This is a genomic window from Providencia vermicola (genome assembly GCF_010748935.1).
Classification (GTDB): domain Bacteria; phylum Pseudomonadota; class Gammaproteobacteria; order Enterobacterales; family Enterobacteriaceae; genus Providencia; species Providencia zhejiangensis.
Map to the genome: position 1 here is coordinate 1,248,539 of NZ_CP048796.1, position 17,028 is coordinate 1,265,566.

The window sequence follows — 17,028 nt, forward strand, 5'->3', positions numbered from 1 at the left end:
TGTTTTTTTTCAAGCTTTTTTTCCCTGACCCGCCAGTATTTTATCCATTAAACAGTCCGGCAAGAGTCGTTTTAGAATACGTACCGCAACAGTCAGTAACGTAACAGAATAACGAATACGCGGACGAGTGCTTTCAAGGGCATGCACTAATTTTTCCACCACATGTTCTGGGGTTAAGGTAAAACGTTGTGCGATACTTGGATTTTTAACCGGTTTATCCTGCTGAGTCTGTTCTACGTTATGGGTGAAATGGGTATGAATAGGTCCCGGTTCAATTAAACTCACATGGATGTTGGTCCCTTTTAATTCGAGACGTAGTGCATCTGACCAAGCCTCTAATGCATATTTACTGGCTGCATAAGCGCCACGGCCGGGCGTAGAGATAATTCCCATTACTGAGCTAGTTTGGACGATCCGCCCTTCATTATGTGCTAGCATCGCTGGGAGTAGACGCAAGGTCAATTGGTGTATTCCGAAAAAGTTAGTCGAAAACTGAGCTTCTAACTGCTGGCGGCTAATACTAGTGAGTTCACCGTAGACGCCAAATCCCGCGTTATTGAATAATCCGAAAAGCCGACCATGACAGAGGCTGAGTACCTCATCCGCAGCGCGATCTATGCTATGGTTATCATCAAGATTGAGCTCTACAGCATCAAATCCCAATCCTTTGAGACGTAAAATATCGGCTTCTTTACGGCAAGCGACAATCACATGATAGCCGCGTTGGCGAAGGGTTTGAGCTGCACACAACCCAATACCGCTAGATGCACCAGTGATAAATACCGATTTTTGCATAACTTTACCTACCTGTAGGCTCAAATTGAGATAAAAATTGCTTTATTATTACTCACTTATTTAAACCTTTATTCTGATGGTGAAAATAAATAAGGTTGCAATTGTTTTTCCATAAAATCAGCAATAGAAGGTTGAGCTTCTTCTGTTGGATGAATACCATCCTGTTGGATCCATTCAGGCTTGGTAATAATGGTTTCCATATAAAAAGGCAGCAGTGGAACCGCGTTTTTTTGCGCAAGCGTCGGATAGACTTTTTCAAAACTAGAAGTATAGCGTTTACCGTAGTTTGGCGGTATACGAATTTGCATTAAAAGCGGTTTAGCGCCCGATTGCGTTATTTGTTCGATAATTTGTTGTAGTGTGTTTTCCATCTGTTGAACAGATAACCCCTGCAAACCATCGTTTGCACCTAACTCGATCAACACCCAGTCGGGTTTATTTTGTTCCAGTAAGGCAGGAAGACGCTCCAGTCCTTGTGCGGAGGTGTTTCCACTGATACTGCCGTTAACAACAATAACGGGCGGTGACAATTTCTGCCAACGTTCGGCGAGTAAGGATGCCCAAGCTTGCTCTGCCGGTAGTCGATAGCCTGCACTTAGGCTGTCACCCAGGATCAATAGTTTTGTGGTGGCGAGTGCTGGTCCACTCGCGCCAAATAACAGGAGAAATACCAGTAAATGTCGGCGGAAAATATTCTTGAAGTTCATCATCTCATTAAACGTGTTGGTCAAGGTGAACATGAATTGACTATATTGCAAGGTGTTGAGCTAATTGTCGAGTCCGGTCAAACAATTGCTTTAATTGGCGAGTCAGGTTCTGGTAAATCGACACTGCTCGGTATCATTGCTGGACTGGATGATGGCAGCAGCGGTAGCGTTAGCCTGTTAGGCCAAGATCTTACTCAACTGGATGAAGAACAACGGGCATTTCTCCGTGCTCAGAGTGTTGGATTTGTTTTTCAATCGTTTATGTTGATCCCTTCACTCAATGCGCTAGAGAATGTGCAGTTACCCGCCTTATTGCGCGGAGAGCCCGAGTCTGCAAGTTATCAACAAGCCGCGAGTTTATTGACTGAATTGGGGTTAGGTAATCGATTAAAACATATGCCAGCTCAATTATCAGGAGGTGAACAACAGCGTGTCGCCTTAGCGAGAGCATTTAATGGTCGCCCTAAAATTCTGTTTGCAGATGAACCGACTGGCAACCTTGATCGTCATACCGGCGATAAAATTGCAGACTTATTATTCTCAATGAACAAAGAATATGGCACGACGTTGATTTTAGTGACCCATGACAATGAATTGGCAGCTCGTTGCCAACGTCGTTTACGATTAGTGGATGGTGTATTGAGGGAAGAGGCATGATTTGGCGTTGGTTTTGGCGAGAATGGAAAACGCCATCACTTTTGATTGTCTGGCTTGCGCTAACATTGGCAGTGGCATGTGTTTTAGCGTTAGGACGCATTAGCGATCGTATTGAAAACAGCATGAGCTATCAAAGCCGTGAACTGTTGGCAGGCGATTTGGTGCTACGTTCATCTCATCCTAGTGATCCCTCTTGGTTACAACAAGCCAAAGATAACGGCTTAACGCTAAGCCAGCAAATGTCGTTTTCTACCATGGCATACTCAACGGTAGATGAAGCGTTACGCCCTCAACTAGTCCTAGTGAAAGCGGCGGATCAGGCATATCCATTGTATGGTGAGCTCATTACTGAGCCAGCAGGGCTGCGCCCAACGAAAGGGGAAATTTTAGTCACCCCTCGTTTATTGGAGTTACTGAATTTAAAGATTGGCGATGATATTGATATTGGCGATGCCACGTTAAAAATTTCAGGTAAATTAATTCAAGAGCCTGATAGTGGTTTTAACCCATTTCAAATTGCCCCTAGAGTGTTAATTGCATTGGACGATGCAGAATCGACAGGAGCAGTTCAGGTAGGGAGCCGCTTAACTTATCGCGATATGTTTGCGGGCGATAGTGCCGCTATTGATGCATTTGAGGCTCAGTTTGATAAGCAACTCAGAACTGACCAACGTTGGTATACCTTAAAAGAAAATAGCGGGGCAGTAGGGAAAACGTTCCAACGCGCTCAGCAATTTTTACTGCTGTCGGTATTGTTGACCTTGTTGTTAGCAATCGCGGCAGTGGTTGTCTCGATGACCCATTATTGTCGTAGTCGTCACCAACTAATCGCGGTATTGAAAACGTTGGGGGCTGGGCGTTCAGCATTACAAAAATGGGTTATTGGTCAGTGGTTAGTGATATTAATGGCGGCGGCGCTATTAGGGTCGCTGTTAGGATTAGCGTTCGAAGGTATTTTGATGCAAATACTGGGCGCAATGTTACCTAAAGCACTTCCTTCAGCGAGTTTATGGCCATGGGTTTGGGCTATTGGTACGCTATTTATAATTGCCATAATTGTCGGGATCCGTCCTTATCGCCAATTGATGGCTACGCAACCATCACGAGTTTTACGGGAAGATGCTCCTTCACCTGTTTGGCCGCTGTATTATTATTTGCCAATCGTCAGCTTGATCGTTGTTGGGGGACTCTTTCTGTTTGCCGGAGTTAACCCTCTTTTATGGTCAATTTTGATTGGTATTGTGATCGTCGCGGTTTTATTGGCATTAATTGGGTGGCTAGGTTTGTGGCTATTGCGGCAATTGAAGTTTAAGCAATTGAGTTTACGTCTTTCAGTTAGCCGTTTATTGCGTCAACCGCTACAAACAATTACGCAAATGAGTGCATTTTCGCTCTCATTCATGTTGCTGGCACTATTGATCTTAGTGAGGGGGGATTTATTGGATAGATGGCAGCAGCAACTGCCAGCAGACAGCCCCAATTATTTTCTAATTAATATGAATGAGTCACAGATAAAACCGGTGACAGAGCTGTTAGCGAAGCACCAAGTGAAGCCGACAGAGTTTTATCCGGTAGTATTAGCTCGTTTGTCTGAAATAAATAATACCTCTGCAATAGAGTGGGCTGATGAGAGAGACCCTAACAATAATACGGTGCGACGTGAATTAAGCCTCACATGGCAATCCTCTCTACCTGACGCCAATGTGGTGAATGAAGGAACGTGGCCGCCTAAAGAGGGAGAAGTTTCCATTGAACAAACTGTGGTGAAACAGCTAGGAATCAAAATAGGGGATAAACTGACGTTTAATGCGGGAGCTCAAGTCTTTAGTGCAACAGTCAGTAGCATTCGTACTGTTGACTGGGAAAGTTTGCGACCGAACTTTTTCTTTATCTTCTCAGAGGAGACTTTAAACGATATCCCCGCGACATGGATGAGCAGTTTTTACTATGATGGCAATGGCAAATTGTTAACGGATTTGAGCCGTAACTATCCTACTATCAATGTATTAGATACTGGTGCCTTGATCGCACAAATCCAGCAAATTTTACAACAAGTAAGTCAAGCGCTTGAAGTCATGGTAGTACTCGTGATTTTCTGTGGTTTACTACTTTTATTAGCGCAAATTCAAGTCGGAATGAGCCAAAGAGAACGCGAGTTAGTGGTCTATCGCACGTTAGGGGCAAGTAAAAAATTGATGCGTCGTACCTTATGGAGTGAATTTGCCTTACTTGGCTTAATGGCGGGACTTGCGGCGGCATTTGGTGCAGAGGTTGCTTTATGGTTATTACAAACCAAAGTGTTTGATTTTCCTTGGCAGCCAGAGTGGTCAATGTGGTTATTATTGCCATTATGTGCAGCGCTACTGCTATCGATTTGTGGTAGCTGGCTTGGCATTCGTTTGTTAGGCACTGGCAATCAACATCGTCGCATGCCAAATAGCTAATTTATTTTATGAATACGGCTTCTTATTTTTGACTAGTGCAGGAGTAAGAAGCCGTTCAAATAACTGTCTTAATTCCATCACTAAATTGTCATTTATCCTGCTTATGATTCCCGAGTCAATAAATGATTAACTATTTGATGGGAACATAATAATGCAGCCTCGCAGCACCATAAAATTACGTACATTATCGTTACTTGCAACATTGATTGCATTTTCCAACACAGGGTATGCTCAACAAGAAGTCTCTGCAACACTAGCAGGACACGCTATTTTATCGGTCAATTCTACAGTACCAGCGCCCACTGATGCACCACTAGATTTACAGGTTAGCGGAAAATATACGACAGGAAATCGTATTGACGAACTCGGTAAGGTTGAAGGGAAGTCTGCTGATCGTCCAACTGGGATGCATGTACCGATTAAAGGTCAACCTCGACAGGGACATTCCGGTATTAAACGTATGGCCGATGGCACCTATTGGGTACTGACCGACAATGGTTATGGCAATAAGGTTAATTCACCAGACTCGATGCTGTATTTAACTCAATACGACATTGATTTTAAAACCGGCCAAGCCAATCCACTCAATACTGTTTTCTTCCACGACCCGGATAAAATCATTCCATTTCATATCATGAATGAAAGTACAGATAAGCGTTATCTAACAGGGAGTGATTTTGATCCTGAAAGCTTTCAATTTGCGGATGGCGCATTATGGGTAGGGGATGAGTTTGGTCCTTATTTAATTAAGATGGACCTCAATGGCAAAGTTCTCGCATTATTTGAAACTCACGTTGATGGCAAAAAAGTGATTTCACCTGATCACTATCAAGTTACCACGCCTGCTAAACCTACGGATAAAATTCATTTTCAAGTCAACCGTTCAAAAGGTTTTGAAGGCATGGCCTCATCACCAGATGGCACTAAGCTATACCCTATGCTTGAAGGGGCTATTTGGGATGAAGAGAAACAAGATTATGAAAATGTCGATGGCAAGCGTGCCGCTCGTATCCTTGAATTTGATGTGAAAAAACAGCAATGGAGTGGACGTAGTTGGTTATATGTCTTTGAAGATAATCAAAATGCCATCGGCGATTTCAATATGATTGATGATACACACGGTTTGATTATTGAGCGTGATAATGGAGAAGGCACAGCCGATAAAGCCTGTCCTGAAAGTGCCACAGAGACGCAAAATTGTTTTAGTCAACTAGCGAAGTTTAAGCGTGTTTATCGTATTGAGTTTTCGGATACCAATCAAGGCAAACCGGTTGATAAGCAAGCCTATATCGATTTAATGAATATAAAAGACCCGCAAGGAATGGCAAAGAAACCGTTGAATAATGGCGTATTCACTTTCCCATTCTTTACGATTGAAAATGTTGATGTTGTCGATAGTGAACATATTATTGTCGGTAATGATAATAACTATCCATTTTCATCGAGCCGTGACCCTAATCAAGCGGATGATAATGAATTTATCTTATTAAAGGTGCCTGCGTTGTTAAATCCTTAATTTTCCTTGTCTATTTTGATTTTTTTGCTCGGGGTGTAGCCCGAGCTTTTTTATTTTATTACTCACGACTTACAGTGATAAATGGCATCATTTTTTAGCGGATAAAACAGGCGGTTTCATCATTAACGTTAGCATGAGGATCACGACAACAGGGGCGGCGATAATAAGAAATGCAGGTGTAAAACTACTTGTATAATCCTTAATCGCACCCGCAATAAATGGCGCTAAACACGCCACAGTAGAAATTAAATTCACCACGGAAAATAACTCTAAATAGGGGCCACGACCAAAATAATTGGATAATAAAACGCTGGAGGCTAAGAAAGTCATGCCATAGCCGATACCGACACAGAGCACAAATAATATCAACCATAACCATGAGGTTGCGATACTTAATGAAATAACCCCAAATACCATAATGATCAGGCTAACAATTAACAGTTTTTTGGGCTCCAACCATTCTCCAACGGCACCACCAATAAATCTTGAAAATGCGTTAACAAAAGCCATTGTACTGAGTAATGAAACGGCAATAGTGATACCAAAGCCGCGCTCTTCAATATGGGCAACCGCGAAACTGTTAACAGTAATACCGCACCATAAAAATGAAGTATAGGTTGCTGCTATTAAATAAAACTGCCAAGTGCGCAAAGCACGACGTACTGTCCATACCTCTGTAGTGCGATAAATCGGTTTACTGCCGTCGCTAACCTGTTTTTGCATCACATGTTTAGCATGTTCTCGTTCTCGATTACCTTCACGCAATGCTAACAGGGTAATGAATGTCACAATGCCAAGGTAAACAGCGCAGAGTACCCAATGCATACGCCACGAACCTAACTGATTTGATGCATAAAAATAGATCCAAGGCCCAGCGACACCACCCAATCCACCAATCGTAAAATATAAACCAAAGGCTAATGACTGCTTTTCAAATAGGCGAGAAAGCACATAGGTTCCAGGAACGGTCGCCAGTAAAGTGAAACCCACACCAATGAGTGCTGTGCCAAGAAAATAGCGGTTAATGGTTTCTGTTGAATATAAACTATAAAAACCGGCAATAAAGATCAGCGTACCGAGAAGGAGTGTCAGGCGAACGCCGATTTTTCGGATGAGCAAGGAGGGCAGGAAACTTGCAAGACCACAGGTTAACCCTAATAAGGTGAAACCAAACCCTGCTTCTGTCCAGCTCCATTTCAGCTCTTCGATCATACTGGGGAGGACAACACCCAATGACGTAAAGGTGGTTGCAGTGGCTAAAAAATAAACCATCCCTAAAAGAATGAGGATACTCCACTGATAGAGTGGGCTAAATAAGGATGGGGAATCTGTCGCGGCCATGTCAACTCCAGTAACTCTGCCTTTTCGTAAAAAAAGCAGCCATATAAATGCAAAATGCCCGAAAATATCGGGCATCGTATGGCGCTATTTTCCCTATTTATTGGCTGTAGTACCAGTTTAATTTTTCTTTCGCCCAGTCAATGCCACTTTTGTACTCATTTGGTAACAGCTCTACTAGCGAATTTAGGCTGTCAGCAAGCTCAGTTGGGCAGCTGTGAGTCAGGTTTAAATGACCAACTTTACGAACAGGACGAACGTCTTTTTCATACCAGTGCAGATGAACTAACGGTAAACTTAACCATTGTTGATTGAGCTCAGTGCCAATTAAATTCACCATAACAGAAGGATTAAATACTGTCGGCGATGGCATTGGTAAATCTAAAATAGCGCGTAAATGCAATTCAAATTGGCTGATAGAGGCACCGTTCTGGGTCCAGTGACCACTGTTATGCACACGTGGAGCTAATTCATTGATAAGTAATTTATCACCAACGACAAAACACTCCATTGCCATAACACCAACATAATCTAGCTCATTCATGACAGCACTTAACATAGCCTGAGCTTGTTGCTGCTGTGAATGGTTCGCGTTGGGGAAAGCGACACTGGTGCGTAAGATACCTTCTTGATGTAGGTTATGGGTGATAGGATAAAATACACACTCCCCCGCACGATTACGCGCGCCAATAACGGATACTTCTGCATCAAAAGGGATACCTTGCTCGACAATACAGTTCCCATAGATTTCATCAGGTAGACTCGCTTCGTTGCCGGGTGAAACACGCCATTGACCACGGCCATCATAGCCACCCGTTCTACGTTTGACGATCAAGAAATCACCGAGGGTTGCAAAGAGTTCAGGCCATTGCGCTTTAGCGTCAAGAGAAGCCCAAGGTGCGGTGGCTAAACCCAGCGAATCAAAGAGGCTTTTTTGTGGGAATCTATCTGCTAAACGAGGAAAAATATCTCGGTTAATAAAGGCATTATGAAGTGCTAGCTCTTTAGTCAGTGGTGTTTCAGGCCAGCGCTCAATTTCTGCGGTGATAACACTTTGTTGATAGGGAACGGCTTCAGGTTCCGCATCTAACCCAACAGGAAATACAGCAATACCAAGCGGTTCACCTGCTTGACGCAACATGCGGCCTAATTGACCATTACCAAGGACACAGACGGGTTTCATTGTGCCTCCCGAGGATCAGGGTTGTTAAGCACATCATTCGTTTGCGCCTCACGCCAAGCGGCTAAGCGAGCAAATAGCGCCTTATCAGTATTCGCAAGAATTTGTGCGGCCAGTAGTGCCGCATTTGCAGCACCGGCCTTACCGATTGCCAGTGTACCTACAGGGATACCTTTAGGCATTTGTACAATAGAGTAGAGACTATCGACACCACTCAACGCAGCGCTTTGTACTGGAACACCTAACACAGGAACTAAGGTTTTTGCTGCAAGCATACCCGGTAAATGAGCGGCTCCGCCGGCTCCTGCAATAATCACCTCAAAGCCATTTTTTTTTGCTTGTTCCGCAAAGGAGAATAGTTTGTCGGGGGTACGATGTGCTGAGACAATTTCAACGTGGAAAGGCAGTTGCAGCTCGGTTAAGACATCGGCAGCGTGTTGCATGGTTGTCCAATCACTTTTAGAACCCATAACAATAGCGATTTTTGCCGCAGATTGAGCAGTCATTTTGTGTAATCCCTGTGGTTAATAAATTTTCACCGTGAGGTGGGAAAAATGAATTGCCCCGATCATATCATGGTAATTCGCTAAGGAAAACGTTTGCGTGGTTAAAATATCAGCAAACGAATGCGGGTTGAGCAATTTACTGAGTTACCGTATCAGAGATTAAAAAGGGAAAAAAATGAGCTCAATACCTTGTTCATTTATCACAAATGCTGAGCCTTCATGATGCCATGCACCTAAAACGCCGCGATAATAACGTTTATCAGCGACATCAATTTCATGAATAGCGGGGCGATGGGTATGACCATGTATCATCCAGTCCGCTTGATAGTGTTCTAACGCTGCAATAACGGCCTGCTGATTGACATCCATAATTGATTCGGCTTTCATACTGCTAGCATATTGACTATTTTTACGCATTTTTTCAGCAATACGTCGGCGGATAAATAGAGGTAAAGTTAAAAATACACGTTGGATCCATGGTGTGTGGACCTTTTGACGATAACGTTGATAAGCTTGGTCATCGGTACACAGTGTATCGCCATGCAAAATCAACACGCGTTGACCATAAAGTTCAAGCAATGTTTCTTGGTTAAGTATCGTCATGCCACATTGCTTGGCATAACGTTTGCCTAGTAAGAAGTCACGGTTTCCATGAATAAAGTAACAAGGGATACCACGGTCAGTAAGGCTTTTTAAGGCTTCAGCCACTTGTTGATGGAGCTGAGTCTTATCGTCATCACCAATCCAATAATTAAAAAAGTCGCCGAGGATATACAGGCTGTCGGCATCAATAGCTTGTTGGTGAATAAAATTCATAAAACCGGCGGTAATCGCCGGTTCATCTTCACTCAAATGCAGGTCTGCAATGATATAAGTGGACATATTATGCGTCGAATTATTCGTTAACAGTCACTTTTTCAATCACAACATCTTCGCGTGGAACGTCTTGGTGGAAACCACTACGACCTGTTGAAACCCCTTTGATTTTGTCAACAACGTCCATACCTTCAACAACTTCTGCAAATACACAGTAGCCCCAACCATCAGGGTGTTCTGAACGGAAGTTAAGGAAGTCGTTATCAACAACGTTAATGAAAAACTGTGCTGTAGCTGAGTGTGGATCGTTAGTACGAGCCATGGCTAAAGTACCACGATTATTTTTTAAGCCGTTATTAGCTTCGTTTTTGATCTGTGCTTTTGTTGCTTTTTGTTTCATGCCAGGTTCAAAACCGCCGCCTTGGATCATGAAACCATTAATGACACGATGGAAAATGGTATTATTGTAGAAACCTTCACGGCAGTAATTCAAAAAGTTTTCGACGGTTACTGGAGCTTTATCGTCAAAAGTGTTAATAACAATGTCACCGTGATTGGTATGAAAAGTCACCATAATAGCTATCCTGAATAATTGTATTTATTGCGCCTTCTGTTGAAGGCGTGGTTGTCAGGAAGTTTATATCACAGATAAAACCCGACTTGAAGTCACTGTCTAGGTTATCAATGCGTTGAACGATAGCGATAGTATGACAAAGATCATGTGTATTTCTTGCATTCTGATAGTGTTCAGGGTTCAATATCATTCTATTTTGTAGGTAGATACCTTATATTTATTGAAATATCCCTTAATAGCTTGAACCAGCGATACTCCAAAGAGTTTGAGATGCGAATTCACGATAGGTCTATCGCGAGCAGCTTCCGAAATACTAGCATAGGATGAGCGAATGCTATCCGTCGCGCGGTAACTGGGAGTGAGTCGAGTATATGGGTGATAAACACGTACACATTTAACGGAATAGTCCAGATGCTACAGATTTTTAATACACTGAGTCGCCAAAAAGAAGAGTTTAAACCCATTCACCCAGGGAAAATAGGGATGTACGTGTGTGGTATCACCATTTACGATTTGTGTCATATTGGTCATGGTCGTACATTTGTGGCTTTTGATGCCATTAGCCGTTATTTACGCTATCTGGGTTATGACCTCACTTATGTACGTAACGTAACGGATATTGACGATAAAATTATCAAACGTGCTGCTGAAAATAATGAAACAGTTGATGCGTTAACGACTCGCATGCTAGCTGAAATGCACAAGGATTTTGATGCTCTCAATATCCTAAGACCTGATAGTGAACCTCGCGCAACACAGCATATTAAAGAAATTATCGAGCTCACTGACTTACTGATCAAACGTGGCCATGCATATGTGGCAGAAAACGGTGATGTGATGTTTGAGGTGAAAACAGATAAAGATTATGGGCAATTATCTCGTCAAGATCTAGAACAACTACAAGCAGGGGCGCGTGTTGAAGTTGCTGATGTTAAACGTAACCCAATGGATTTTGTACTATGGAAAATGTCAAAAGAAGGTGAGCCTAGCTGGGAATCACCATGGGGCTTAGGTCGCCCTGGCTGGCATATTGAGTGTTCCGCGATGAACAGTAAAGCATTGGGTAATCACTTTGATATCCATGGTGGGGGTTCTGATTTGATGTTCCCACATCATGAAAATGAAATCGCGCAATCTACCTGTGCTCATGATGGTCCTTATGTGAATTACTGGATGCATTCAGGGATGGTGATGGTTGATCGTGAAAAAATGTCTAAATCACTGAATAATTTCTTTACTATTCGTGATGTACTAGGATATTACGATCCTGAAACCGTGCGTTATTTCTTATTATCTGGCCATTATCGTAGCCAATTAAATTATACTGAAGAGAATCTAAAGCAAGCTCGTACGGCTTTAGAGCGTTTATACACCGCGCTTCGTGGTACAGATAAATCAGTGGCTCCTGCGGGTGGTGAAGTATTTAAGCACCGTTTTGAAGAAGCGATGAACGATGATTTTAATACACCAGAGGCTTATTCCGTCCTGTTTGACATGGCTCGCGAAATTAACCGCTTAAAAGCAGAAAACATGGTTGCTGCGAATGAATTGGCAGCGGAATTGCGTCAATTAGCCAGTGTATTAGGATTACTTGAACAAGAGCCGGAAGCCTTTTTGCAAGGTAATGCACAAAGTGAAGGCGATGAAGAAGTTGCTAAAATTGAAGCACTGATTAAACAGCGTAATGACGCCCGTAAAAATAAGGAATGGGCTTTAGCCGATGCAGCCCGTGATGAATTAACGGCAATGGGAATTGTGCTAGAAGATGGTGCACAAGGAACAACTTGGCGCCGTAAATAACCTCTCATACGATTAGATTAACCCGTTAAAATATTTTTAACGGGTTTTTTTATTCCCTTTTTCTGCATTTAACATCCCACTTTATTTATGGATTAATAAATAAAGCTGGTATCGATTCAGCTAAAAAATTCCAATTAAGTCACTTAAAAGATATCGGCTTTTAAAATATTAATAGTATAAAAATTCAAATGTTATTAATAGTAACGCAACGGGCTTAATTAATTTTTTGAGCTATTTTGATAAATAATATTTCAAAAGTAGCAACATTATTTAATTATCTAGAGTGACTATAAACTCACAAAATTAAGTGTTAATACTTAATTAACACAAAAAACTACCAAATTAATGAAATATAATTTTATATTTCAACTTTATAGTCTAAAACTGACTATTATGGATTTAGATTTCTTTATTTTTGCTTTGGTTGGCTCACTGATAGTATTTTAAATGAAAATTTAGATTTAAATAAATGTTAAAATAATATAATGAGCTTTAGTTTTATCATTATTAAAAAAGCAGGTGTTTACATAAATGTATTTTTATTTATTATTTTAATAGGTAGGGGTAAATATTATTTCTACTTACACTGATCTTTTATTTCTTATTTATTTTGAATTTATTATGAGGCTACTTAAGCTCTATTAATCACTACTTGTTCATGAGGAATATCATGGCTTTTAAAACTAAGTTAATTACAGCGATGTTATTTACTGGCGTCAGCTTTGGTGCTGCTGCTGGTGATAATAGCGATAATATTACACTGAATGGTGTAATTACCGCGGTAACTTGTAATGTCACTGCAAATGGTGGCAACTCAGTATTTAATGTTGGTACTTTTGCTCAAAATAGCTTTACACCCAATGTACAAAATGGTGATACGGCGCTTGTTGTATCATTAGAAAATTGTAGTGCGGATTCAGATAAAGGTGCTTTATATGTACAAGGCACAACCACGACGGCTAACACAGCAAAAAATATCTTTATCGGTAGCGACCCTACAGTTGGCTTTATGTTGCAAGAAGATGGCAAAACAGACCAAGTTGTTGCTAATAAAGCCATTCCTGTAACGGTATCTGCAACACAACCAACTAATTATTCTTTCAAGGTTGGTATGGGTTCGACTGATGCTGTGCCTGCTATTGGTTCATATTCAGCGCCAATTATTATTGCTTATGCATCTGAGTAACTCGTAATACTTGAAGCGCAGATTTCTGCGCTTCATTTTAATGTGAAATAAATTATTAGGTGTAGGGATATGATAGTAAAAGTATTTGGCATGATTGGAACAATGTTATTATTACTGAGTTCAACCTCAGCAATAGCGGGGATTATATTGCATGGAACTCGCATTATTTATAATGAGAGTAGGGACAATGTAGGTGCGAACATTACTATCAAAAGCGAAGACAATTCGAATACGCCATATTTAATTCGTACACAAATTTATCGTGATGTACAAGGACAAGTCGCTCAAGATAAATTTGTGACAACACCGTCTATGTTTCGCTTGGAACCTAATAATTTAAATCAGGTTAAAATTCTCAGAATTAAAAATGATTTACCAAAAGATCGTGAATCTATTTTTTATTTTAGAGCAATAGCATTACCAGCAACAGATAAGCTTGATGATAAAGCAAACCCTAACTTGGCAGGGACATTGCAAATTGCAACGGGAAATACGATCAAACTATTTTATCGACCTGTTAAGTTTTCTATTAGCCAAAAAGAGGCGATGGGGTTATTGAAATTCTCTCTGCACTCTAATGGATTAAAAGTGGCCAACCCGACACCTTATTACATCACGCTCAGTGAAATTAAAGTGGCTAATAAATTGGTTAAGCTTAATCCCAAATTAGGTAATACCATGATCGCCCCTTTTAGTGATGTGGTGTATCAAGATATTCACCAAAAAGGCAAGGTGCAGTGGAGCGCAATCAATGACTTTGGCGGAAGGGATCAATTCAATGGCTCGGTTCAATAAACTGTCATCGATATTTCTGGCATTGATGTTGGTAAATATCAGTCATGCTCATGCAGAGAGTACTGCAAAAGTCGATTTATCAGCGTCTTTAGTTGATGGTAGCTGCGCTATTGAGTTATCAGAAAAGTCACTGGACTTTAAGCCTTACAGTGTTACCGATTTTCCAACGGCAAAAACAACGGTTGAAATACAACCGATTACAGCAAAAGTTTCATGTGAAGGTGGGAATACAACACCGTTATTAAGTTTAAAAGGCATAACGCCGTATAGCGGTAATAATAAAGTTTTTTTAGACGGCGCTCCTAATGGAACAGGATTTATGATCCAGCGGAAGATAAAAACACGTGGATTAAATGATTTTTATAATGATGACGCATTAGAAAATCAAGGTAAGCAGGTTGCCTTAACACCATTAAATTCATCGAATCAATTCTCAAGTACGGAGTATTTTGAAATTGGGCTTGTCAGCGTAGAGAACACGGTTACTCCTGATTTTTTAAAAGCCAATATTACATTTACCGTTCTTTTTCAGTGAGAAGTAAGGGGCAACTGTGCAGAATTTTTTCATCTTGCATAAACAATTACAGCGGATTATGAAATTTGCTTTGTTGGTCATTACATTAAACTATCTGGGGCATATAGCCTTAGTAAAAGCAGAGCCAATTCGCATTCATTTTTCAGCGGAGTATCTTCAAGGCACATGCGAAATTAGTGTCAGCCAGCCGATTATTGAATTTAATAACGGCGCAAGTATTTTGACCTCGAATGTGAAGAATGGAACAGCGGTACAAGAAAAATTTACCTTAGATTTTATTAATTGTGATAGTAAAAGCTTAACTCACTATACACCTAAAATTAAAGTATCAGGTGAAAGCTTAACACTTGGTGGTAGCCCTTTATATGTAAATTCAGCCAGTTCAACAGCGAAAGGATATGGTTTTTTACTCACTACAGAGGGAAACAGCTATTTCAAAGCAAATAATAATTTAGCTGAAACAGGGTGGGTTAATGCGACTTGGACGGCTAATAGCCCATTATCGATATTAAATAAAACGAAAATACCGTTTACGACAACAATTTCATGTGGGAATTGTAGCGGTGAATTACAAGGTGGAAAACTCCATAGCACAGTAACATTTCAATTTTTTTATGACTGAAAATAATGATGAAACTTTTTTTAGTGTTATTAACTTTATTATTTAGTTGCATATTTAATATCGCTATTGCGGATGGCGGCGTATTGCTGAACCAAACACGTGTTATTTTTTTAGGGACGGCGAAGAGCACAAAGGCAACAATAGAAAATCGTAGCAATAATACCTATTTAGTTAAGGTTAATGCATTGATTTCACCTGACAGTCAAGAAAAAGCACCTTTTTTAGTGAATCCACCTTTATTTAGAATGGAATCACAAAGCCAAAATACAGTAGTGATTATGCCTAATCAAATAAAGCATCTACCTACTGATAGAGAATCTGTTTTTTATTTAAGTTTTTTAGCGATACCAAGCGTACCAAAGAATGAATTAACAGAAAGTAGTGAAAGTTATTCGCAAGTCTCTTTTGGCTTACAAATGGTTATTAAGTTATTTTACCGACCCGAAAATATTATTAGCGGCGTAAATCAGGCACCATCACAGCTGACTTATCAGCAAAAAGGAAATGTCTTGATTGTGAATAATCCAACGGCTTATTTTCAGACATTCTCTTCACTAAAGGTAAATGGAAAGCAAATAGATAATCAAAGTGCAGGAATGATGGTTGCTCCTTTTTCAGACATAAAATACCAAATTAACCAAGAGGCTAAAGATATAACTTGGAGAGTGATGAATGATTTTGGTGGAGAAAGTCGAGAATACCATCAAGCCTTGAAAGGTGGAGAGAAAAAATAATGAAATTTTCATCATGGCGTGCTTTGTTATTTTTTCATTTTATATGGCTATTGCCAATCACATCAAACAGCCAAAACGCGCTTAAATATGATGGAATTGCAATGCAATCCACGAGAGTCATTTATCCTGAGTCTGCTCAAAAGGGCGTCGCGTTTAAAGTGACTAATTACAGCAATATGGCTTATTTATTGCAGTCTCAGGTAACAGAACCAAATGCCAGCGGGCAAAAGAAACCTGATTTTATTGTACTGCCACCATTAGAAAAAGTTAATGAAAAAGACTCAGTAGTCTTAATGATTAAAGCGATTAACCATAAAATGCCCAAAGATCGTGAGTCATTATTTACTCTTAATATAAGAGCAATACCGAATCAGAAAAAAGAAGAGGGTAATGCAGCAAGATCACAAATTATTATTGCAACACAAAACCATCTAAAACTGTTTTATCGACCAGATGGATTACCAAAATATAGTGATGATGAAATATCAAAGAAACTCGTTTTTTATCGAGATAAAGGTCGTTTAGTCGTAAAAAACCCAACACCTTATTATGTGACTTTCGATTCAATTAAGGTGGGAAATAACATTATAGACCCCTCATCTTTATTTGAAATGGTTCCACCAATGGGGCAACAACAATATCCATTACCTGAAAATACTACAGGTGAACTGATATGGACGTTAATTGATCGGGACGGTGGGGTAACACAGCAATATACGAGCGAATTGTCATTATTCAGTTCTCTTTATTGAAATGAAAACAAGTAAAAAAGAGCACTTACTGCTTTAGGCCTCATTTTGCTATTGATAAGTCAATGGATATA

At 40.5% G+C, this 17,028-nt stretch carries 17 protein-coding genes; 10 read left to right on the forward strand and 7 right to left on the reverse strand.

The features are described 5' to 3' along the window. Positions 1 to 9: 9 nt before the first annotated feature. Positions 10 to 795 (reverse strand): SDR family oxidoreductase, encoded by a 786-nt coding sequence (locus G3341_RS05345; protein WP_163860843.1) that lies wholly within the window; start codon positions 793 to 795, stop codon positions 10 to 12. A gap of 68 nt (positions 796 to 863) precedes the next feature. Further along, positions 864 to 1,502 carry a multifunctional acyl-CoA thioesterase I/protease I/lysophospholipase L1 gene (gene tesA, locus G3341_RS05350; RefSeq protein ID WP_195848160.1) on the reverse strand — a complete coding sequence of 213 codons (639 nt, stop codon included), beginning with the start codon at positions 1,500 to 1,502 and terminating at the stop codon, positions 864 to 866. On the opposite strand from tesA, the gene ybbA reads away from it, so the two are divergent. The 3 genes from ybbA to G3341_RS05365 all read left to right on the forward strand — a co-directional run bounded on the left by ybbA (position 1,473) and on the right by G3341_RS05365 (position 6,119). After that, positions 1,473 to 2,159 (forward strand): putative ABC transporter ATP-binding protein YbbA, encoded by a 687-nt coding sequence (gene ybbA / locus G3341_RS05355; protein WP_154623273.1) that lies wholly within the window; start codon positions 1,473 to 1,475, stop codon positions 2,157 to 2,159. The genes tesA and ybbA overlap by 30 nt on opposite strands. Next, the gene (gene ybbP / locus G3341_RS05360) at positions 2,156 to 4,603 is read left to right on the forward strand and encodes a putative ABC transporter permease subunit YbbP (protein ID WP_163860844.1); all 2,448 of its coding nucleotides are present in this window, start codon (positions 2,156 to 2,158) and stop codon (positions 4,601 to 4,603) included. The genes ybbA and ybbP overlap by 4 nt, the downstream gene beginning before the upstream one ends. A 151-nt stretch (positions 4,604 to 4,754) precedes the next feature. After that, the gene (locus G3341_RS05365; RefSeq protein WP_163860845.1) at positions 4,755 to 6,119 is read left to right on the forward strand and encodes an esterase-like activity of phytase family protein; all 1,365 of its coding nucleotides are present in this window, start codon (positions 4,755 to 4,757) and stop codon (positions 6,117 to 6,119) included. A gap of 87 nt (positions 6,120 to 6,206) precedes the next feature. Here the strand turns inward: G3341_RS05365 and G3341_RS05370 are convergent, their stop codons facing one another. The 5 genes from G3341_RS05370 to ppiB form a co-directional block, all read right to left on the reverse strand. Further along, a complete protein-coding gene (locus tag G3341_RS05370) occupies positions 6,207 to 7,460 on the reverse strand; it encodes an MFS transporter (protein WP_154623276.1) in 1,254 nt (417 codons plus the stop codon). 97 nt (positions 7,461 to 7,557) lie between these two features. Beyond that, entirely contained in the window at positions 7,558 to 8,640 is a 1,083-nt protein-coding gene (purK, locus tag G3341_RS05375; RefSeq protein ID WP_163860846.1) for a 5-(carboxyamino)imidazole ribonucleotide synthase, read from the reverse strand. After that, a complete protein-coding gene (gene purE / locus G3341_RS05380) occupies positions 8,637 to 9,143 on the reverse strand; it encodes a 5-(carboxyamino)imidazole ribonucleotide mutase (RefSeq protein ID WP_163860847.1) in 507 nt (168 codons plus the stop codon). The genes purK and purE overlap by 4 nt, the downstream gene beginning before the upstream one ends. 159 nt (positions 9,144 to 9,302) lie before the next feature. Then, entirely contained in the window at positions 9,303 to 10,025 is a 723-nt protein-coding gene (locus tag G3341_RS05385; protein ID WP_154623279.1) for a UDP-2,3-diacylglucosamine diphosphatase, read from the reverse strand. Between the two features lie 13 nt (positions 10,026 to 10,038). Continuing rightward, positions 10,039 to 10,533, reverse strand: a complete 495-nt coding sequence (gene ppiB, locus G3341_RS05390) for a peptidylprolyl isomerase B (RefSeq protein ID WP_163860848.1) — start codon at positions 10,531 to 10,533, stop codon at positions 10,039 to 10,041. Between the two features lie 411 nt (positions 10,534 to 10,944). Here ppiB and cysS point away from each other — a divergent pair, with 411 nt between their 5' ends. The 7 genes from cysS (at position 10,945) to G3341_RS05425 (ending at position 16,957) form a co-directional block, all read left to right on the forward strand. Continuing rightward, entirely contained in the window at positions 10,945 to 12,333 is a 1,389-nt protein-coding gene (gene cysS / locus G3341_RS05395) for a cysteine--tRNA ligase (protein ID WP_154623281.1), read from the forward strand. 670 nt (positions 12,334 to 13,003) lie between these two features. After that, on the forward strand, positions 13,004 to 13,519 hold the full coding sequence (locus tag G3341_RS05400) for a fimbrial protein (RefSeq protein ID WP_244316482.1): 516 nt from the start codon (positions 13,004 to 13,006) through the stop codon (positions 13,517 to 13,519). Between the two features lie 69 nt (positions 13,520 to 13,588). Beyond that, positions 13,589 to 14,314, forward strand: coding sequence for a fimbrial biogenesis chaperone (locus G3341_RS05405; RefSeq protein WP_163860850.1), 726 nt, complete (start codon positions 13,589 to 13,591; stop codon positions 14,312 to 14,314). After that, positions 14,298 to 14,849, forward strand: a complete 552-nt coding sequence (locus G3341_RS05410; RefSeq protein WP_154623460.1) for a fimbrial protein — start codon at positions 14,298 to 14,300, stop codon at positions 14,847 to 14,849. Before G3341_RS05405 ends, G3341_RS05410 begins: the two co-directional genes overlap by 17 nt. 16 nt (positions 14,850 to 14,865) lie before the next feature. Then, the gene (locus tag G3341_RS05415) at positions 14,866 to 15,471 is read left to right on the forward strand and encodes a fimbrial protein (RefSeq protein WP_163860851.1); all 606 of its coding nucleotides are present in this window, start codon (positions 14,866 to 14,868) and stop codon (positions 15,469 to 15,471) included. Positions 15,472 to 15,476: 5 nt separating this feature from the next. Then, positions 15,477 to 16,205, forward strand: coding sequence for a fimbrial biogenesis chaperone (locus G3341_RS05420; protein WP_154623456.1), 729 nt, complete (start codon positions 15,477 to 15,479; stop codon positions 16,203 to 16,205). Then, positions 16,205 to 16,957 carry a fimbrial biogenesis chaperone gene (locus G3341_RS05425; protein WP_163860852.1) on the forward strand — a complete coding sequence of 251 codons (753 nt, stop codon included), beginning with the start codon at positions 16,205 to 16,207 and terminating at the stop codon, positions 16,955 to 16,957. The genes G3341_RS05420 and G3341_RS05425 overlap by 1 nt, the downstream gene beginning before the upstream one ends. Positions 16,958 to 17,028: the final 71 nt, after the last annotated feature.